A 15,676-nucleotide genomic window follows, 5' to 3' on the forward strand; every position below is an offset into this window, starting at 1 on the left:
AAATAGGGTATACCACAAACCGATATAAGCTACAATATTTAATCCCATTTCTCGATATATAATGATACAAATACCTTCAATGCCGATGTCGAAACCCGAAAGCTTTCTTGGCAGGAGTCGCTTAGCTATAATGAACGCAAAGGAGCGATAAAGATGACCCATTTTCAGAAACGATTGGAACAATACGCCGCCCTGGCGATCGAAGTCGGCGTTAACGTGCAGCCCGGCCAGCAATTGTGCATCGTCTCTCCGATTGGAGCTGCACCGCTCGTGCGCGAAGCTGTAAAACACGCCTATAAAATCGGCGCGAAATACGTCTACGTCGACTGGAGCGACGATGAAGTTACGCGAACTCGAGTCGAACTGTCCTCTGATGACGGCCTCTCCTACTTCCCGGAATGGCATGCGAAAGGACGGGTGGAGATGGCGGAATCTGGAGCGGCTTTCTTATTCATTTCCGCCGAAAATCCCGACTTGCTTAAAGGAATAGACGCCGGCAGAATCAGTCGATCGTCGAAGGCGCAACAAACCGCAATGCAGCCCTTCCGTCGATTCATGCTGAGCAATCAAGTCGCTTGGTCTATCGTAGCCTGCCCGAATAAGCCATGGGCGGATAAGGTGTTTCCGGATTTGCCAGAAGCGGAGCGTGTAGATGCGCTTTGGAACGCGATTTTCGCGGCAACGCGCGTGGATGACCCCACTCCGATCGACACGTGGAGACGGCACGCGGAAGCGCTCGATGCCAAGGCGATGTGGCTCAACGAGCGCCGGTACAAAGAATTACGGTACCGCGCACCCGGCACGGATTTGACAATCGGTTTGACAGACGGTCATCTCTGGACAAGCGCGGGCGCTCGTAATGCGGCGGGCAGCGTCTTCATCCCGAACATGCCGACGGAGGAAGTGTTCACGTCGCCGCACCGGGAGCGCGTCAACGGCACCGTATCCAGCAGCAAACCGCTTAGCTACAATGGCAAGCTCATCGACGGTTTCTCGTTCACATTTAAAGATGGTCGCATCGTCGATTACAAAGCGGATGTCGCATACGACGCGCTTAAGCAACTCGTCGAGACGGATGACGGTTCGCATTACTTGGGAGAAGTCGCCCTTGTACCTCACCGGTCGCCGATCTCCGATACAAATCTAATTTTCTACAATACGCTGTTCGACGAGAACGCCGCATGCCATTTAGCTATCGGCTTTGGGTTCCCTTTCTGCATCGAAGGCGGACTCGCTATGGACAAAGAAGAACTGGCACAGCGCGGCATTAACCAAAGCCTGACTCATATCGACTTCATGATCGGACGGGCCGATCTTGACATCGACGGCATTACCGCCGATGGTACTGCTGAGCCCATCTTTCGTGCAGGCAACTGGGCAATCGGGTAATCAAAAGCGCCGCCTCCCCAACCGGGATCAGCGGCGCTTTCTCATGCGCGTATCTTCTATACTTGCTTGGCACCTTGAACCGTATTCACAAACAAACGTGCGTTCTTCGTCAGTTCGTCGAACTTGCCGTCCTTGACAAGCTGCTTGTCGATCAAATTGCTGCCGAGGCCGACCGCGATTGCTCCGGCATCCAATACGGCATTGATATTCTGCAAGTTGACGCCGCCTGTCGCGATCATCGGAATGTGGTTCAGCGGCGCTCGAACTTCCTTTAAGTAGCCGATCCCGAGCGCCCCCATCGGAAAGAGCTTTACTGCGGAAGCCCCTGCCTTGTAGGCACGAACGATTTCAGTCGGCGTCATCGTCCCCGGCCACACTTCGATACCGCACTCAACGCCGTGACGGACGACGTCTTCGTCAAGATTCGGCGAGATTAAATACTCGGCACCCGCCGAGATCGCTTCTTTAGCCTGCGACAGATCGATGACGGTGCCGGCCCCTATGCGCATGCGGTCACCGTATGCTTCCCTCAAGCGCGAAATCATGCCTAGCGCGCCTTCCGTATTTAACGTCACTTCGAGGAAAACGACACCGCCATCGGCGAGCGCCTGTGCGGTCGCATCGCAATCGTTCGGGGAAAGGCCTCTCGCGATGGCGATGATTTTCTCTTGGTCTAACTGCTGCATCAATGGGGAAGTCATATTCATGCTCCTTTTAGCAAATAGATCGTGGCCGTAACGGTTATGATGCTGAGAATCGTCGAGACGAGTACGGTCTGAGACGAGAACTGCTCTTCATTGTCGAACTCGACGGCAAGCAAGACGCTCGATAGCGAGGTCGGTACGGCGGAAGACACGATTAGCGCCGAAGCGAGTAAGCCGTCCAGACCGAACAGCAGCACCACACCCCAGGCAAGTAGCGGCCCGCCGATAAGTCGCAGCGCGACAGCAATCCCAACGTCAAGCGCAAGCTCACGGCTAACGCCGCCCTTCATGCTGCCAAGCTGAACGCCGAGAGTAAACAACGCCGTTCCAATAAACGCATTTGCCAAGTAACCGATGGAGATGTCGAGAAAGCCCGGGAGAGGCACATGAAAACCTCTCATCGCGAAAGCGATTGGAATGACGTAAATGACTGGCATCGACAGAATGACGTTGCGAATGCGTCGCCAGTCGGCCTTGTGCGCGTTTACGCTATAGATGCCGTATGTGTTCGGAACAAGCGATTGCATCATCATAATAATGATTTGCACGCTTAATGTATATGGATTGCCGGAAAACGCAAGCTGGTTGATCGGAATGCCGTAATTGGCACTGTTGTAGAACAGTACGCTGTTTCTCATCGCCGCTCGTTTGCCGCCGTCGTAACCTCTAAGCCTGACGATCACTTCCGTTACCGCGTATTGCAATAGCATGAATACCACGAAGAACAGCAGAACATTGCCGAGCAGCCCGAGCGAGATCGCCGTACCGTACAGTAGCTGAAACATGATCGCCGGAGAAAACAAATAAAAGTTAAGCTTCGACAACGTCTTAATGTCAAGCGAGAACATCCGGTGTAAAAACGCCCCAAGCCCGATAATAACCGAAAGCGGGAGTACGTTGTTCCATAGAATATGCAGAAAAATGTCCATGCCGTCCATTATGCTCCCCATGCAGCTTTCCGTCAATGAAATTCGACATCGTACGACGTGCCACCGGCATAGCGCGCAGCTTCCAACTCGCGTGTTATAATACGAACAACAGATCTACCTAGATCAGGCCTAGCACTTAGTGGAGAGGATGTCATCGCATTGGCTTTCGGAGTCAAGAGAGAAGAATTAAATGCGTGGAAAGCGACCGTCAGTCGCGGAGAAACCGCATTCCTTACCCATTACTGGTACGATCCAAGATTTCCACGTTTCCGTACCGTCACGAAAGTCGGCAATTCCGATCTGAAACGGCTCGAAGCGTGGTGTGTCGCCAACGGTCTAAGTCCACGTTACATTCATAACAGGCCGCCATTCCCTCACTTCGACTTGATGGGAGAGAAACAAGTCGAAGTGTTGCAACGGGAAGGGCTCGTTGAACATATCGCCCGGTTCGGCTTGCGGCCGGGGACGAACTACGAAAAATGAACCCCTTCGCCGTTTACGCTTTATTCCAGTCGAATTCGACGGCGTTCAGAAACGCACGAGCGAGCACGGCGTGACCGGCTTGCGACGGATGGACGCGATCCCAAGCAAGAGTAGCAGAATACAGATGCTCAAGCACGCGGTCGAATGCTGCTTGCGTATCGACGAACAAAGTGCCTTCATCTTCAGCAATCTTCTTCACGATGGCGCCGTATTCATCCATCGTCCGTCTCATTGCATCGTTCTTATTGCTTTCCAAATAAAACGGAGTCATAAGCACGATGCGGCCGACTTGATCTTTCGTACGGCTAACGAGCTCGCGCAACGTCGCCTCATACCGATCAGCGTATACATGCCATTCCTTGATCGCCGGCAAGTCGTATTGCCGCCAAACGTCATTGATGCCTATCATGATCGACAGCCAATCCGGCTTGCGAGCGATGACATCTTGCTCCCACCTCTCTTGCAAGTTCACGGCCGTATTCCCGCTGACTCCCATGTTCACGACTCGAATGCCAAGCTCCGGATATACGGCTTGCAGGAACGCGTCGACGATTGACACATAACCTTTGCCTTGCGCGCCGAACAAACCTTCCCCGTCTGGCCGTTGCCGCTCGCAATCCGTTACCGAATCCCCGATAAACAGCAGCTTTTCCCCTTTTTGCAACAACATGAGAACTCATCCCCTATCGATTCGCTGATCGTTAAATTTGTTATCCAAACAATCCCATTTTACATGGCGAATCGGCGATCGGATAGTCCAAATTTATGACTTCGCCCTGTATATTAGCGGGCGATACACGTAATCGACAAGTTTTACGACGCCAAGCAGTGCAAAGCACAAAACGAGTGCGACAACCTCCAACTCAAGCAAATACCACGGCCAAGGCGCTAGTAAGTCGAGCAGAGACGGGGTGTCTGGCTTGCGAGCGAGGAACATGAAGTTATAACCCGTCAGCCAGTCGGCAATCGCCGCCGGAATGGCCAGCACTTGCAGCCAGCCTAATGCGCGAAATACCGAAGACACAGTCGGCCGATAACGCTCTGTCGCCGCCAGAAAGAGGCTTGCACCGATAATAGCCCCATGCGCGATAAAGAAATGGAAATAGCGGAACTCGGGATAAGTCGCATCTAGGTTCGGCGTCAGCAACGCCTGCAATGCGCCCATAATGCCGAGGAAGAAGGTTACTTCGAACAACTTCCGGTTTCCCGTTAGCAATAAGGCAGCCGACAGCCAGATCATGATGCTGCACAGCTGAAACGGCAAAGAATAAATCCCCCATTGGCTGGTAATGCCGTACCAAACTTGTAATGACAATTCGCTGCCGACGAGAATGGCCACAAGAGCGTATCTCGCATTGCGGTTCGCTTTCGTTCCGGCGCGCAGCTTTCCTCGAAAACCGACGATGGCGACGACGATCGCGGCCGCCATTGCGATACCTAGCCCATGCGCCCAAGAGTATGCTTCGAATGCCATGCCGAACCCTCTTTTCCCGGTTTACTGAAAGTGAATTGTATACTCTCATTGTAGACCGACAGAGCGCAAAAAATAGTTCCAATTTTGCTTAGTACCGGCTGCCGCCGCGCAAAAAAAACGCCCCTCGTAGAGTGGCGCCTAGGGCGTGTCTGATCACTGTTGAGCGAGTTTTCAGACACGCCCTAGAACAACCCTTTATCCTTTGCCTCGCGCGCCGCTTCTTTGGAACCTTGGACACCGAGTTTTCTTAATACATGGTTAATATGATTTTTGACCGTGCGAATGGAGACGACGAGGCGACTAGCGATTTCGGTTTGCGTGTATCCTTGATCGACGAGTTTGAGCAACTCGAGTTCCGACGGAGTGATCAGATTACGCAGTTTGTGCGACTCGAATTCCCGCTCGAGCCGCTTCAACCGCCGAAATTCCTCTCTCATCCGCTCTGCCGCAGCCGGGCTAATCGGCGACTCGCGCCGTGCCGCAGCCCGAATCGCTTCCGGAAGCGATTCGTAATCGGACTTCACCTGATAATCGATCGCCCCGGCCTGGAACGAGCGGAAAATAAAATCTTTCTCTTCGAGCGAAGTCAACATGACTACTCGAGCCCCAATATGTGTACACACTTGTTCAGCCAGTGCGATACCAGCCGGAACCCCATCCAGCATAATATCCATCAAGACGACGTCGACGTTCATCCGGCCGTCCTCCAGCGCTTGCCGGACCTCGTCCGGATTTGCCGAAGTACCCGCAATCGCGATGCCCGGCTGCCCGTTCAAATACGCTCTCAGACCGCGAAGCCAATCCTTATCGTCTTCCACGATCCAGACGCTGCTATCAGGCACACCGTTAGCCATTCGCATCGACTCCCCTTCCCGCAAGCCGGTTCGCGTCCACCCGTTCGGCTTTTACGCTCCGCTTTGGGAACGTCATAATAACACGCGTCCCAACGCCAACCTTACTTCGAATGTGGAGCGTTCCGCCATGTTTGCGCATGACGTAGTAAGTATAAGGCAAACCGAGCCCGAAACTCGTTTCCCGTCCGCCCTTCGTCGTATAGAACGGCTCGAGCGCTTTTGACGCTTGTGCCCGATCCATGCCCGGCCCGGTATCTCGCACTTCCACAGTCAGCTCTCGTTTGTTTTCGCGCATCGTCACGAACAGACGTCCTTCTCGGTTCATCGCCTCAAGCGCGTTTCCAATCAAGTTGCCGAGCGCCTCGCCGACTTGCGCTTGATCGAGCCGGCATATCCAACCTTCTGCCACGTTTACGCTCAAACGTACGTGGTCAGACCGCAGCTCGAACGGCTTCAGCGTCTCTCGGACCAGATCCCCGAGATCGACCTCCGTCGGGCGTACGATCAAATCTTCCGTGCGGCGATGCACTCTTCCGATCATTTCTTGAATATGGCGGGAGGCGTTCTGTACGACACGAATGTCCTCAAGCAGCTCGTCTTGCCCTGAATGGATGGCGTACGTTGCCATTTTGTCGGTGAACAGTCTCATTTTCCCAATATCGTTCTTGATCGCGTGATGAAGAATCGACGTCCCCGACGTAACTGCTCTGAGCGTCGAATCGAGTCGGCGGCGATCGATGAGCACACGGATGCCAAGAAAACCATAAGTAAACAGTCCAATGAGGAATACAGCCACGCCGATGCCGACGAACCAGACATTGTATCGCCACATCCCCCGCCATCCCAGAACCGGAAGCACGTAACTCATTACCATTGTAAACAAAACAGGCGGAAGCACCGCTAAAATAATGAGCCATCGTGAATGGGACAAGTCGCCGCCTACGCTGCGACCGAACAAAATGAGCGCTGCTCCCGCAAGCATGCAAGGCACAGCCCACCAGATGACAACCGTAAACGTAATCGGCGAATATTCGGTATACGGCGGCGTAAAGATCAGAAATCCTGCGACGGGCAGCAATAGCATATAAGTCGCGGCACGACGCAGGCTCGTTGCAATAGCAGCCGGTCGATAGGCCATCGCGAACTTCAGGAATGCATAAGGCATCCCGTAATAAGACGACAACGAGGCGATTCCTTGTACGCGATACAGCATCTGCTCCAACTGTCCGTCAGGCCGGCGTTCATGAACGTACGGAACGAAGACGTTGTCCAGCGTAGCAGCCAGCGCTCCCGCTCCGCCGAACATAGCAACTGCGCTCAGCCATCGGTTGACGGATGAGCGAGGATCGGCGAGCAGTAAAATCAGCCCGACCGACCATAAAGAAACCCAGACGAATAACATCGCGAATTAAAACTGATGTTTAATCAGCCATTCGCCGCAAAGGCGCATCCACGAAGCGACATGCGGGTCATTTTCGGCCAAGCCTAGACCATGTTGACCAGATTCGTAGACGTGCAGCTCGAAAGGAACTTTGTTCATGCTGCACGCAGCGGCGAAAAGCAACGAATTCTCGACAGGAACCGCGCCGTCGTCCGCCGTGTGCCACAGAAATGTCGTTGGCGTGTCGGGCGTCACCCGGGTGTGGCAGCTCAGCTGAGCCGCAAAGTCCTCGTCCGAATTGTCGCCAAGCAGATTGATTCGGGAGCCTTCGTGGTAATGCGGCGGCTGCAAAGTAATGACCGGATAACATGGCGCGATTGCATCCGGACGGCTCGACAGACGATCGATCGGGTCGTTGGCTTCCGGATTTCCGGCGTCGTACATCGTGCCCGCAGAAGCGGTCAAATGTCCGCCGGCGGAGAAACCGAGCACGCCGATACGATCGGCGCGAATACCCCACTTCTCCGCGTAGTGGCGCACATAACGTATCGCCCTTTGCACGTCGGTCAACGCGCAAGGGTAACGGTACGGTGCGACGCGGTAGCGAAGCACAAACGTCGGGATTCCGAATTCATTCAGCTTTAAGGCAATCGGTTCGCCTTCATGATCGGCGCGCATGCCGTAGCCGCCGCCGGGCACAACGATAACCGCTCCCCTGCCAGTGCCCTGTACCGGGAAATATTGAAGGGCCGGAACGTCTTCATCTCCACTCCCTTGCGCAAGCGGAGCTCCCTCCGGCCAAAGCTTGATCCATTCTCTGTTCTCTCCCATGATGGATGTCCTCCTCATCTATAACTGCTTAGTTCCCCTGAAACGCCTTGTTATAGCACTTGCGGCACACCGGTTTGTAGTCCTCGCTTCCGCCTACCTGTATCTGCTCTCCCTCGTTAACCGGAACGCCATCCTTAAACCGGATAACCATCGTTGCTTTGCGGTCGCAATACCAGCAAATCGTCTTGATTTCTTCGATCTTGTCCGCATAGACGAGCAAGTTGTAGCTTCCTTCGAACAACTCGTTCTGAAAATCGTTCTTTAATCCGAACGCCATCACCGGCACGTTCAGCTCGTCCACCACTCTCGTCAGCTCAACGATGTGATGCTTTTTCAGCCACTGTGCTTCATCAACGAGCACGCAGAAAAAACGTCCGGAACCGGACAATTGCGTCTTGACCGCTTCGTACAAATTCGTACGATCGTCAACGGGAATAGCCGGACGGGTGAAACCGACCCGTGAGCCTACGCGATCCGACCCGTTCCTCGTATCGATGGCAGGCGTGAAAATCAACACCGGCTTGCCTTGCTCCTCATAGTTGTGCGCGACTTTGATAATCTCGAACGATTTGCCGCTGTTCATCGTCCCGTATTTGAAATATAACTGTGCCACTAAGCCAACCTCCGCAAAGATGATCAATAGCACCCATTATACAGGAGAAGATCTCCCAGCAATAGGGAGTCTCGTTGAAAATTAGAGATTCGGTTTGTTGGAAGCCAGCAATTCCGAAATTACAATTTTGCGTCCCTGACGAGAGCTTTCGATCGCGCCGAGCACCATCGCCATACTCTGGATGTTGTCGCGGCAGTCCGTCTCCGCCCTTCGGCCTTCGGAGAGCGCGGCGAACATTTCGTCCAGGCATCCATCGTGAAAAGTGCTCACGAGCGGCAGAATCTCAGGATCTACTCGCACATAATCCCGGATGAATTTCCCTTGCTGATCGATCGGCGCGACGACTTCCGCATAGGGGTTGCCGTCTCCATCCCACACGATCGTTCCTTTCACTCCGTTCACGCGCCATGTCGCTTCCCATGAAGTCGGTGCCCCTTCCGCGCACCAGGAACCGCGATAACAAAACACCGATCCATCAGACATTTCGAAAATACAGATGGCGGCCGCTTGGCCGGCGTACCATGAACCGACGGGATTGAATTCTTGGCAATAGACTGATATCGGGTCAGCGCCAAGAATTAGCCTCGCTTGATCGAAAGTATGAATCGCCATGTCAATCAGCAGCGGGCTTTCCATTGCTTCCCGAAATCCGCCGAAGTGCGGTCCGAGGAAGAAATCCGCACCTACGTAACCAGGTTGACCGATAACGTCATTCTCAATCATGCTGCGGAGGGCGCGTATTCGCGGGTCGTACCTGCGGTTTTGCATAACGGCGTGCGTTTTGCCGGTTTGATTCGCAACCCGAATGACGTCCTGACAATGCGTCAACGTCTCCGACAAAGGTTTCTCCGCGAACACGTCACAGCCGAGCAACATCGCCGTCGTCGCGATCTGATAATGGCTGGCAGGTATGGTAATGTCAAAAACAAGGTTCGCCCCCGTCGCTTGTATGGCCTCCCGCAAATCCGTGAACGCCGGGCAAGCAAGTCCGTGCCGCTGTGCCATCGCTTTGGCGAATTCGAGTTTGATATCGACCAGTGCTACGATCTCCGCATCCGGCCTTTCCATCGCATAATTCACCCACGTGTTCGCCATGCCGCCGCAGCCCGCCACCGCTATTTTAAAAGATGCCGCCATACGTCGATTCTCCTTTGCTGTATCTTGCTTGAATTAAAAATCCCCCTCTTGAACCGACGCTGCAATGCCGGTTTAAGAGGGGGATTTCATCACTCGCTAGTGTTTCACCCAGCTCAGTTCGGGCGCCACTTCAACGATACATTCCGGTGCCTCCCAATCCATGTTGTGCACGTATGGCGCAACAGGGTACATTTTGAAATCTGCGTCGGGCAATCCCTGAAGAAGCGATTGAAGCGCCTCCGGCCTCGTTTCTTGCGGGTCAAGCCAAGCTTCCATCGACTCGTCGTCAAGAATGACTGGGAGCGGATCGCCGGTTTCGAACAAGGCGCCTCTTGTGATGACGGTGCTCATTGGAAACTCATTTCTTTCCGAATCGAGCCAGACATCGTATATTCCCGGCATCGCGAACGTAGACAACGTCCGATGTACGACGCGCCACGCGCTTTTGCTTTTCCCTTCCGTCCGCCAGACGTAGAAACCGCTGCAAGGAATGACGCAACGTTTTTTCCGCAACATGAGGCGCAAGTGGTTTCGGTCGACAAGCGTGTCAAGATTCGCGTTGATCGAGCTCTTGCCCCAATACGGCATAAGCCCCCAGCGATGTTGATTCAGGCACCGCTCTTCTCCGATCTGCTGAATAATCGGAATTTGCTGCGTTGGTGCGATATTGTACCTGCGAAAATACGGAACGTGAACACGGTCGATGCGGAAGCTCTCCGTCAAATCCGCCAACTCCGCCGTCAGCGAGAAACGATTGCACACAGTCAACCACCCATTTCCATGAATTTACTATTCATCAGTGTGGGCGGTTGCTGGCAAAATTATGTATGCAGTCGTACGAAAATAGCGACTCCTACGTCATGAGACACAGGAGTCGCAATTGGTATTGTCAATCCAGTCCGTAATCCGCGAGCCCGACTGGAAGCGCCGCCGGTTTGTCGCAAGTGCTCTTCATCTCGTAATGGGCTTTCGCATCGGACGCGTCGTGAAAGCCATGCATCGCTTCCAGAACGTGATAGGCCAGTTGTCCGCTCGCCCGGTGCTTGCGCCCGGCTTGGATCGCTTTCGCCATGTCTGCCGCGCCGACGCCGCGGGCGTTCTCCGACTTGCTGTGCGTCAGCGGAATTTCGGACCAATTGTTCGCTCCCGCACGCTGGATGTACACCGGACCGCCGAACGTGTTCGGATCCGGCACGAGCAGCGTGCCCTGACTGCCGTACACTTCGATGCGCGGCAATTGCGTACCGCCTTTTACATCAAAACTCGTCAACAGCGTTCCGATCGGGCCGGACTCGAACTGCATGACGCCTGCGATATGCGTCGCGATCTCCGGCTTCATCACTTGACCTCGCTTCGGTTTGCTGCCGATCGTCCGTTCAGGGAACGATATTCTCGTCATGCCCGTCACCGTCTTAATCGGGCCGAGCAATGCGATCAGTGCCGTTAAGTAGTAGGGCCCCATATCGAACATCGGGCCGCCTCCGACCTGATAGAAGAACTCCGGGTTCGGATGCCAATCTTCCGGACCTCCTCCGAGCATAAACGCCGTCGCACCGACCGGCGTGCCGATCCAGCCGTCCTCAATCAGCTTGACGCACGTCTGGATGCCGCCTCCGAGAAATGTATCCGGCGCGCAGCCGACGCGCAGACCTTTTTGCTTCGCGAGCTCGAGCACTTTAAGCCCGTCTTCGCGAGTAACTGCGAGCGGTTTCTCCACATAGACGTGTTTGCCGGCTTCTAGTGCTTGAAGGCATACATTGGCGTGAGCCTGTGGAATCGTTAGGTTGATGATCATTTCGATCTCGGGATCGTTTAGCAACTCTTCAACCGAACAGCCGCGAATGCCATACTCCTCACCTTTTGCCTTCGCACGCTCAACATCGATGTCCGCGCATGCGATGATTTCCATCGACTCGAATCGATTGCCATTTTGGAAATAGATGCCGCTGATGTTACCCGTGCCGATCATGCCTACTTTGATTTTTTGCATGGACGGAATCTCACTCCCTGTCGTTTCAAATACGATGCTTCTGACACTACTCTACCATTGTTTGGAGTAGCCAATCTGGCTCAATTGTTATTGCAATTTGGCATTCTTGCCCGGCGGTGAAGTCGTATCTCGCCCCTTTTGCCGATATCCCCGTCGCTCAGCAAGAGTCCGAAGGAATCGAAGGCGAGGGTAACGACTACCCTCATGTCGCATTTTGCAACAACGGAGCATCGGCATTTTTCTGAGTGAAGGGGATATCGACAAAAGCGAAAATGTTAGTTCATAAAAAACAAGAGAAGGCTTGCCCCTTCCAGGAAGCCCCCTCTTGTTCGATGAGCGTTATTCAAAGTAATAGACGAACCCGATCGCGCCAGGCCCCGTATGCGTGCTGATGATAGGCGTCGTCTCTTCGATGCGAATCCGATCAAAGCCGGTTTGTTCGACGATTGCCTCTTTCAGCTTCGCTGCCAGTTCGTAGCCGTCCGCATGGAGCAATCCGACGCCTTTGATTTCCTTGTCTCGGACATCGTCGGCGAACTGCCTAACTAAGTAATCGACGATATGGGTGCGGCTCCTCACTTTGGCAACCGGCGTATACTCTCCTCCCGCAAGCGAGGCGATAATTTTGATTTTCAGCAGCGAGCCGATCCATGCCGTACCTTTGCCAATTCGACCGCCTTTTACGAGATTGTCAAGCGTGTCGACTACGACAAAAAGTCTCGTCTGTTCGCGTACAACATCCAACCTCGACAAAATCTCTTCAACGCTCCTACCCTCTCGAGCCATAATTGCCGCTTCGACGACTTGAAAACCGAGCGCCTGAGTAATGTATCTCGAGTCGACGACCGTCACCTTCGTCTCGGTCATGTCAGCCGCCATCTGTGCGGAACGGACAGTTCCGCTCATATTACCGGTCATATGGATCGACAGCACTTCGCTGCCATCAGCTCCTAATCTGTCATACACTTCCAGAAAAACTCCTGCGGGCGGTTGAGAACTTTTCGGTAACTCCTTCGCCTGCTTCATCTCGACCATGAACTGCGCCGGGGTGATGTCGACGCGATCCAAATACGTACGGCCATCGATGCATAAGGATAGCGGTACAATTTCGATGCCGTACTGCTGTAATAGATCGTCCGATAAGTCTGCGGTAGAATCCGTTACGATTTTAATTGAAGCCAAGGGGTCATCCTGCTTTCGCCAGTTGATCGATGCCGACCCGATTATCGGGAACGCATTCGTGTTGTCTATCATCTCATACGTTCCGCAATCAATAACGGTTCCTTGAAGTTAAAGCCAACTGTTGCGAAGTGCACTTAACCTCTCGGCAACATCGTCAAGATGGTCGCGAACGAGAATGGCTTCGCAATAACGTTGTGGAAGTCGGGAGAAGCCGTAGAAAACACCCGCCAGCCCTCCGGCAATCGCACCGATCGTGTCGCTGTCTCCGCCATGATTCGCCGCACGTTGAACGACGTCCTCGAAACTATCGGCGTTGTATGCGTGATGAAGAGCCCACTTCCAGCTATGAACGATGAAGCCGCTCGGTTCGCAACGAGGCTCGGCGACCAACGCCGATTCGAATTCGGTTCCCGCAATTTCCGCTCGTATCGCTTGCCTCAAGTCTTCCCCGTGCAGTAGACGAAAAACGATGCGATTGTAGGCGACACAAGTTTGATCGCATCTTTCGTCGTAATGCGTCATTCTCGACTGCATTACGGACACGCGTTCAATGTCTTCAAGCCGGGCATATGCTAGCCCGACCGGCAAACATCGCATAAGCGAGCCATTGCCTGCGCTCCGTCCAAGCTCCATATCCGCCAGAAAGGCAGCTTCGAACCAATCACCGTCGTAGGAGCCCAGAACGTGTCTAATAATAATGCCGATGTCTTTCGGATTCGACGCGTACCACGCTAGAAAACGATCGCCGATCGCCGCCATCGGCGATTCCGGGTTCGCCAGTATGCCCTCAGCCACGCATAGCGTCATCATCGTATCGTCGGTCACTTCTCCCGGAGCTAGCCGCCACACGCCTCCGCCGACGATTTCAGTCAGGCTGCCGAACTGTCTTTTGATCTCGTTTGCCGTCATAAATTCGGTCGTGCCGCCGAGCGCGTCTCCGATCGCAACGCCGTAGAGCCCACCTTTGATCCGATCAAGCAATCTCGCGTAGTCCATTTGTTCCTCTCCCCCTTTCTCTCCATTTACGCAGATATGTAATTCCCACCGCTCAGCACTTCCGGTAAGCAGCCAACGCTTCTTCCACCCTGCGCGCTCTTTCTTCCAAACTTCCGCTAAGCGTCACGTATGGAATACGCAATCTGTCCAGATCACCGATGATCATTTGCTGGAATCGTTGTCGTTCGACGTCGCCGGATCGGTCCCATGTATCGTCGTACGGAATATCGTCATCGCACAGGAAGACGAGGTCGTACCGAGTTGCGACCGCTTCTGCAAGACGGACTAATTCCGGCAGCGCCATCCCGTGGTATTCAAGCGCGAAGCGGTAAGTCGTTAGCGCGTTCGTATCGACGAATAACGTCCCCTCTGCGATCTCAGCAAGCTGATTTTCCCGTTCGAGATGACCTTCGGCGATTTCAAGCAACTGCTCGGGCGTCAATCGGCGATCCACCTGATGTGTTTCCCAATACTCCCGGCCGTACTCGGGCATCCACTCGGAACCTGTCCGCTCGGCCATAAGGTGGGCGAGCGTCGTCTTCCCGGTAGACGGCGCTCCCATGAAAACCGCTTTGACGATCAAATCGCGATAGACGAGCGGATGCACCAACTCGCGATAGGCGTACGGATCGGCGCGCACCGCCGTCCCCGACACCGGAAACCGCTCCCGCGCAGGATCGACTTGCCGATTCACAGCACCCAATGCTTCGCTCATATGTTCGCCATAAGGCTCGCTCGAATAGAAATGCGTAATCGTCTCGCCGCCAAGCAGCCCAAGCGCGTAATCCTCTTGGGCTTTTTTGATTTCAGGCGTATAGCCGACATCCGTCGGACCACCCCGCGCCTCGATGACCCGCGCCATCGGATACAAAACACGAAGCCACTCTGCTCGAACTTGCAGCGGAATTGAAGTCGTCTCCGGGCAATCGTAAATGAGAATGATCAGCTCATCCGTTTCCGCGAGCGCTGTCTCCACCATGTACTGGTGCCCCTTGTGCAGTGGCGCGAATTTCCCCAGCGTAAGTCCCGTCTTTCGCTGCATCCCCTCCGTCCCCATAGTTGCCGAGCTCCTTTCTCCATGAGATAAGTCCCATCGTCGCAATACCCAAGTAGACGACATATAGCAATGCGATCGTATTCAGATCTTTATAGAAATACATGCCTATGGACAATACATCTACGAAAATCCACACATACCAGTTCTCTAAAACTTTGTAAGATAGCAAAAATTGCGCGATCAAGCTAAGCGTCGCTACGAATGCGTCCATGTAAGGAATCGAGGCGTCCGTATGATGCTGCAGCAACGCCCCCCACGCCCACGTTGCCGCGACAAGGAAAACGATGAGCGCGAGTGCCGTCCTCCGACTCAGTCGACGGGTCGGACGCACTTTGGCATTGCCCCTTTTCGTCGCCCAGACGATCCAGCCGTAGGCGCTTAACGCGAAGAAGAACACTTGCAGCGACATGTCCGCGTAAAGCTTCACGTCCATGAACATATAGAAGAAACAGACGACATTCACCAGAGAAATCGGCCACGCCCATAGATTCTCCCGAGCCGTCAGCCATACGCACAGCAATCCGGTCGTCGTCGCGACGATCTCCAGCGTCGTGGACGACGTGTAATAGCCGATCGCCGTAAATGCGGCAAGCCATGCGATGATTGTGACGATCGACTTCATAACGATCCTCTCCTTTGCCGGCAACAAATGGCCA

At 54.0% G+C, this 15,676-nt stretch carries 17 protein-coding genes; 2 read left to right on the forward strand and 15 right to left on the reverse strand.

All coding sequences use genetic code 11. The annotated features are described in order from the left end of the window. Positions 1 to 153: 153 nt before the first annotated feature. Complete coding sequence (locus ACFPOF_RS14795; RefSeq protein WP_378133901.1) at positions 154 to 1,389, forward strand: aminopeptidase; 1,236 nt, start codon at positions 154 to 156, stop codon at positions 1,387 to 1,389. Between the two features lie 56 nt (positions 1,390 to 1,445). Here ACFPOF_RS14795 and ACFPOF_RS14800 read toward each other — a convergent pair whose 3' ends face one another. Continuing rightward, positions 1,446 to 2,090, reverse strand: coding sequence for a bifunctional 4-hydroxy-2-oxoglutarate aldolase/2-dehydro-3-deoxy-phosphogluconate aldolase (locus tag ACFPOF_RS14800; RefSeq protein ID WP_378133903.1), 645 nt, complete (start codon positions 2,088 to 2,090; stop codon positions 1,446 to 1,448). Positions 2,091 to 2,092: 2 nt separating this feature from the next. After that, positions 2,093 to 3,022: an AEC family transporter gene (locus tag ACFPOF_RS14805; RefSeq protein WP_378134419.1), complete on the reverse strand. Its 930-nt coding sequence runs from the start codon at positions 3,020 to 3,022 to the stop codon at positions 2,093 to 2,095. 159 nt (positions 3,023 to 3,181) lie between these two features. On the opposite strand from ACFPOF_RS14805, the gene ACFPOF_RS14810 reads away from it, so the two are divergent. After that, on the forward strand, positions 3,182 to 3,505 hold the full coding sequence (locus ACFPOF_RS14810; protein WP_378133905.1) for a hypothetical protein: 324 nt from the start codon (positions 3,182 to 3,184) through the stop codon (positions 3,503 to 3,505). Between the two features lie 13 nt (positions 3,506 to 3,518). On the opposite strand, the gene ACFPOF_RS14815 is transcribed toward ACFPOF_RS14810, so the two are convergent. The 13 genes from ACFPOF_RS14815 to pnuC form a co-directional block, all read right to left on the reverse strand. Then, on the reverse strand, positions 3,519 to 4,175 hold the full coding sequence (locus ACFPOF_RS14815; protein ID WP_378133907.1) for an SGNH/GDSL hydrolase family protein: 657 nt from the start codon (positions 4,173 to 4,175) through the stop codon (positions 3,519 to 3,521). A gap of 93 nt (positions 4,176 to 4,268) precedes the next feature. Then, positions 4,269 to 4,979: a YwaF family protein gene (locus tag ACFPOF_RS14820; RefSeq protein WP_378133909.1), complete on the reverse strand. Its 711-nt coding sequence runs from the start codon at positions 4,977 to 4,979 to the stop codon at positions 4,269 to 4,271. 182 nt (positions 4,980 to 5,161) lie between these two features. Then, complete coding sequence (locus ACFPOF_RS14825; RefSeq protein WP_378133911.1) at positions 5,162 to 5,833, reverse strand: response regulator; 672 nt, start codon at positions 5,831 to 5,833, stop codon at positions 5,162 to 5,164. Beyond that, positions 5,826 to 7,235 carry a sensor histidine kinase gene (locus ACFPOF_RS14830; protein ID WP_378133913.1) on the reverse strand — a complete coding sequence of 470 codons (1,410 nt, stop codon included), beginning with the start codon at positions 7,233 to 7,235 and terminating at the stop codon, positions 5,826 to 5,828. The genes ACFPOF_RS14825 and ACFPOF_RS14830 overlap by 8 nt, the downstream gene beginning before the upstream one ends. 6 nt (positions 7,236 to 7,241) lie before the next feature. After that, a complete protein-coding gene (locus ACFPOF_RS14835; protein ID WP_378133915.1) occupies positions 7,242 to 8,045 on the reverse strand; it encodes an alpha/beta hydrolase in 804 nt (267 codons plus the stop codon). Positions 8,046 to 8,073: 28 nt separating this feature from the next. Then, positions 8,074 to 8,658, reverse strand: coding sequence for a thymidine kinase (locus ACFPOF_RS14840; RefSeq protein ID WP_378133917.1), 585 nt, complete (start codon positions 8,656 to 8,658; stop codon positions 8,074 to 8,076). Between the two features lie 81 nt (positions 8,659 to 8,739). Further along, positions 8,740 to 9,795: a Gfo/Idh/MocA family protein gene (locus ACFPOF_RS14845; RefSeq protein ID WP_378133919.1), complete on the reverse strand. Its 1,056-nt coding sequence runs from the start codon at positions 9,793 to 9,795 to the stop codon at positions 8,740 to 8,742. Between the two features lie 96 nt (positions 9,796 to 9,891). Then, positions 9,892 to 10,557 carry an SOS response-associated peptidase gene (locus ACFPOF_RS14850; RefSeq protein ID WP_378133921.1) on the reverse strand — a complete coding sequence of 222 codons (666 nt, stop codon included), beginning with the start codon at positions 10,555 to 10,557 and terminating at the stop codon, positions 9,892 to 9,894. A 127-nt stretch (positions 10,558 to 10,684) separates the two neighbouring features. Continuing rightward, on the reverse strand, positions 10,685 to 11,785 hold the full coding sequence (locus tag ACFPOF_RS14855) for a Gfo/Idh/MocA family protein (RefSeq protein ID WP_378133923.1): 1,101 nt from the start codon (positions 11,783 to 11,785) through the stop codon (positions 10,685 to 10,687). Between the two features lie 339 nt (positions 11,786 to 12,124). Beyond that, positions 12,125 to 12,967, reverse strand: a complete 843-nt coding sequence (locus tag ACFPOF_RS14860; protein ID WP_378133925.1) for a DegV family protein — start codon at positions 12,965 to 12,967, stop codon at positions 12,125 to 12,127. A 108-nt stretch (positions 12,968 to 13,075) separates the two neighbouring features. Beyond that, positions 13,076 to 13,963: an ADP-ribosylglycohydrolase family protein gene (locus tag ACFPOF_RS14865; RefSeq protein ID WP_378133927.1), complete on the reverse strand. Its 888-nt coding sequence runs from the start codon at positions 13,961 to 13,963 to the stop codon at positions 13,076 to 13,078. 52 nt (positions 13,964 to 14,015) lie between these two features. Next, on the reverse strand, positions 14,016 to 15,020 hold the full coding sequence (locus ACFPOF_RS14870) for an AAA family ATPase (protein WP_378133929.1): 1,005 nt from the start codon (positions 15,018 to 15,020) through the stop codon (positions 14,016 to 14,018). Next, positions 14,911 to 15,642, reverse strand: a complete 732-nt coding sequence (pnuC, locus tag ACFPOF_RS14875; RefSeq protein WP_378133931.1) for a nicotinamide riboside transporter PnuC — start codon at positions 15,640 to 15,642, stop codon at positions 14,911 to 14,913. The genes ACFPOF_RS14870 and pnuC overlap by 110 nt, the downstream gene beginning before the upstream one ends. Positions 15,643 to 15,676 lie beyond the last annotated feature (34 nt).

It is taken from the genome of Cohnella soli (assembly GCF_042655525.1).
GTDB classification, from domain to species: Bacteria; Bacillota; Bacilli; order Paenibacillales; family Paenibacillaceae; genus Cohnella; species Cohnella soli.

Excerpts from the sequence above, each read along its gene's own strand:
- ACFPOF_RS14795 (WP_378133901.1), top strand. The coding sequence starts at position 154 with ATGACCCATTTTCAGAAACGATTGGAACAATACGCCGCCCTGGCGATC.
- ACFPOF_RS14800 (WP_378133903.1), bottom strand. The coding sequence starts at position 2,090 with ATGACTTCCCCATTGATGCAGCAGTTAGACCAAGAGAAAATCATCGCC.
- ACFPOF_RS14805 (WP_378134419.1), bottom strand. The coding sequence starts at position 3,022 with ATGGACATTTTTCTGCATATTCTATGGAACAACGTACTCCCGCTTTCG.
- ACFPOF_RS14815 (WP_378133907.1), bottom strand. The coding sequence starts at position 4,175 with ATGTTGTTGCAAAAAGGGGAAAAGCTGCTGTTTATCGGGGATTCGGTA.
- ACFPOF_RS14820 (WP_378133909.1), bottom strand. The coding sequence starts at position 4,979 with ATGGCATTCGAAGCATACTCTTGGGCGCATGGGCTAGGTATCGCAATG.
- ACFPOF_RS14825 (WP_378133911.1), bottom strand. The coding sequence starts at position 5,833 with ATGGCTAACGGTGTGCCTGATAGCAGCGTCTGGATCGTGGAAGACGAT.
- ACFPOF_RS14830 (WP_378133913.1), bottom strand. The coding sequence starts at position 7,235 with ATGTTATTCGTCTGGGTTTCTTTATGGTCGGTCGGGCTGATTTTACTG.
- ACFPOF_RS14835 (WP_378133915.1), bottom strand. The coding sequence starts at position 8,045 with ATGGGAGAGAACAGAGAATGGATCAAGCTTTGGCCGGAGGGAGCTCCG.
- ACFPOF_RS14845 (WP_378133919.1), bottom strand. The coding sequence starts at position 9,795 with ATGGCGGCATCTTTTAAAATAGCGGTGGCGGGCTGCGGCGGCATGGCG.
- ACFPOF_RS14855 (WP_378133923.1), bottom strand. The coding sequence starts at position 11,785 with ATGCAAAAAATCAAAGTAGGCATGATCGGCACGGGTAACATCAGCGGC.
- ACFPOF_RS14865 (WP_378133927.1), bottom strand. The coding sequence starts at position 13,963 with ATGGACTACGCGAGATTGCTTGATCGGATCAAAGGTGGGCTCTACGGC.
- ACFPOF_RS14870 (WP_378133929.1), bottom strand. The coding sequence starts at position 15,020 with ATGGGGACGGAGGGGATGCAGCGAAAGACGGGACTTACGCTGGGGAAA.
- pnuC (WP_378133931.1), bottom strand. The coding sequence starts at position 15,642 with ATGAAGTCGATCGTCACAATCATCGCATGGCTTGCCGCATTTACGGCG.